Source organism: Planktosalinus sp. (genome assembly GCF_059864935.1).
Genome location: NZ_JCBCCK010000236.1, coordinates 1 through 2169 on the forward strand (window position 1 = coordinate 1; position 2169 = coordinate 2169).

Consider the following 2169-nt stretch of genomic DNA (forward strand, 5'->3'; position numbering starts at 1 on the left):
AACAGGCATCATCTCCTTTGCCGAAGGCGACGAACTCAAAATGATGATGATGGGATTAAAACGTTTTACCAAATACACCAACTATCCGGACATTATCGCCCTGCGACGCAGCATTGCTGAAAAAGTCATAGCGGAAAATAACTATCCTTTTTAGTTTTGAAAGCCCTTGAAGGGTTTAAAACCCTTCAAGGGTTGATAAAATTTATCTTTAACACCAGTGCCCCAACATATTGGGGCATTTCTTTTGAAGGATTTTGAAAGATTCACACTTTTTAATAAAATCAACAAGCAGTCAAAATGTTAAGATTACCCTTTTATCCATTGCATTGGTAGTTATATGAAATAACTTTACAGTTCTGCATCTGTCTGAGGGTCTCTTCTCTTAAAACTATATTCCAATACACCCACTCAAACAGAACATATTTAGAGAAACCTAAAAAAATATAACAATGAACTATACAGTAACGATTAATGATGTAAAGAAAATATACGAACTCCCAAATTCGTGGTCTGATGCCGATTATAAAGCACTGTTGGAAAAATTTAATTATCCCGATGCCGGGCAGCTCAAACCACAAGAATTACAGGAATATCTGTTTCTGGCCATCGCCGATTTTGAGCCCGTAGAAGCAGCTGCTATTATGCTAGAATATAAATTTTCAGACGAACTGGAAGCCGGGCAAATCGACAACCTTTCCCATGAAATGCTGCGGGAGAAAGTAGCCGAAAATCACTCTGACATCTCCCTGCACAAGGGATTGTTTGAAGTCAATCAATTGCTTTATAAAGCATACAACGGGAAGTTTCCGCTTACACAGGCCAATAGCATTAGCTTTGAGATAGCCACTGAAGAGGAAAATGAAACTGAAATCACCAAAGAAGTAGCCATTAAAGCACTCAGTGCAGGGCTTAAGGACAGCAACCTGATCCACCGCCTTTTTGAAACCCAACTGCAGGGCAAAGCCACCCTTCCCGAAGCCGAACATATGCTCTGGGAGCTACAAAATAAAGGAGAGCAAAAGTATGAAGCCATCACTTCAGAAAAGTGGATTCAAAAAGAAGACTTTACTTCATCTGAATTTAAAGCCACCATCCTGTTTTTTGAGGAAGAAGAAGAGGTATAATTCGCCAAACCCTTCAAGGGTTTTGAACCCTGAAGTGTTTAAGGTTATTTCTTAATCAGTTGCTTTGTGATTTGTTTGTTACCGGAGGTAATTTTTAACAAATAAATCCCGGGGGTTAGTCTTGAAATATCCAACGTGCCGGTTTGCGACATTTCTGTTGTATCTTTCTTTGTCAATACTATTTGACCTTTAAGACTAATTATTTCGATTTCATATTCATAATGAACACCTTGTCTGTCAAAGTGAATAAAATCCTGTGCAGGGTTGGGATAAAACGTTACAGCCTCCAATCCAAACGATGGGGACGATAAGTTTTCATCTGCAAAAATCGTAAAACTTGTAAGTGCAAACGTCCCATGAACTGTTTCGGTGCGGGCATACATCGTTTGTGGATTGGTTATATTTTCATAAGCTTCAGGCTCATCAACAACGTTTGTTTTGTTTTGAGCATCCACTTCTGTTTCGTAAAAAGTGACTTCAAGACCCGTTTGAGTTCCGATTATTTGTGGAATCAACAACGTCAGGTCAAAGATGGCAAACCCATCACCGTTTGGGTCAAAAACAACAAAGTCATCTTCAATTGCTGTGGGGACAATCGGCATAGTATCTACAACTAGATCCATGGGTTCTATTGAAAAACACCCTGTATTCAAATCCTCAACCCGCACATAAACAGTTTGTACAGGAGTCTGGATATTTTGATATGTAAAAGGGCTTGCAATTGGGTTTACCCCTGCTTCAGCATCAGGCAATGTTTCAAAATAGCTAATGACAATATCCGGTGAAGGAGCAACAATATACAGTTCCCTGATGGTCAAATCAAATATTTCATAACCATCCCCGTCACTGTCAATAAGGACTATGGGGTTAGGTGGTGTTGTTGCAGGTAATGGCACCACAACGAGATCAAAACTGGTTATCGCATAGTCTGAAGGAACTGTAGTACTTTCAATTCTGGCATAAATTTCTTGCACGAAAGGGGTTACATTAGTGTAAATATTAGAAGGCAATTGACTGGTGCCCGTTGAAGCATCAGCAAGTGTTA

Annotated in this window: 2 protein-coding genes; one reads left to right on the forward strand and one right to left on the reverse strand. The window is 39.5% G+C overall.

Going from position 1 to position 2169, the window contains the following annotated elements; translation table 11 throughout:
* The first annotated feature begins 449 nt into the window (after nucleotides 1-449).
* The gene (locus AC6F75_RS08210) at nucleotides 450-1124 is read left to right on the forward strand and encodes a hypothetical protein (protein WP_500714520.1); all 675 of its coding nucleotides are present in this window, start codon (nucleotides 450-452) and stop codon (nucleotides 1122-1124) included.
* Between the two features lie 44 nt (nucleotides 1125-1168).
* Here the strand turns inward: AC6F75_RS08210 and AC6F75_RS08215 are convergent.
* On the reverse strand, nucleotides 1169-2169 hold a 1001-nt coding region (locus tag AC6F75_RS08215), incomplete at its 5' end, for an FIDD domain-containing protein (RefSeq protein WP_500714521.1).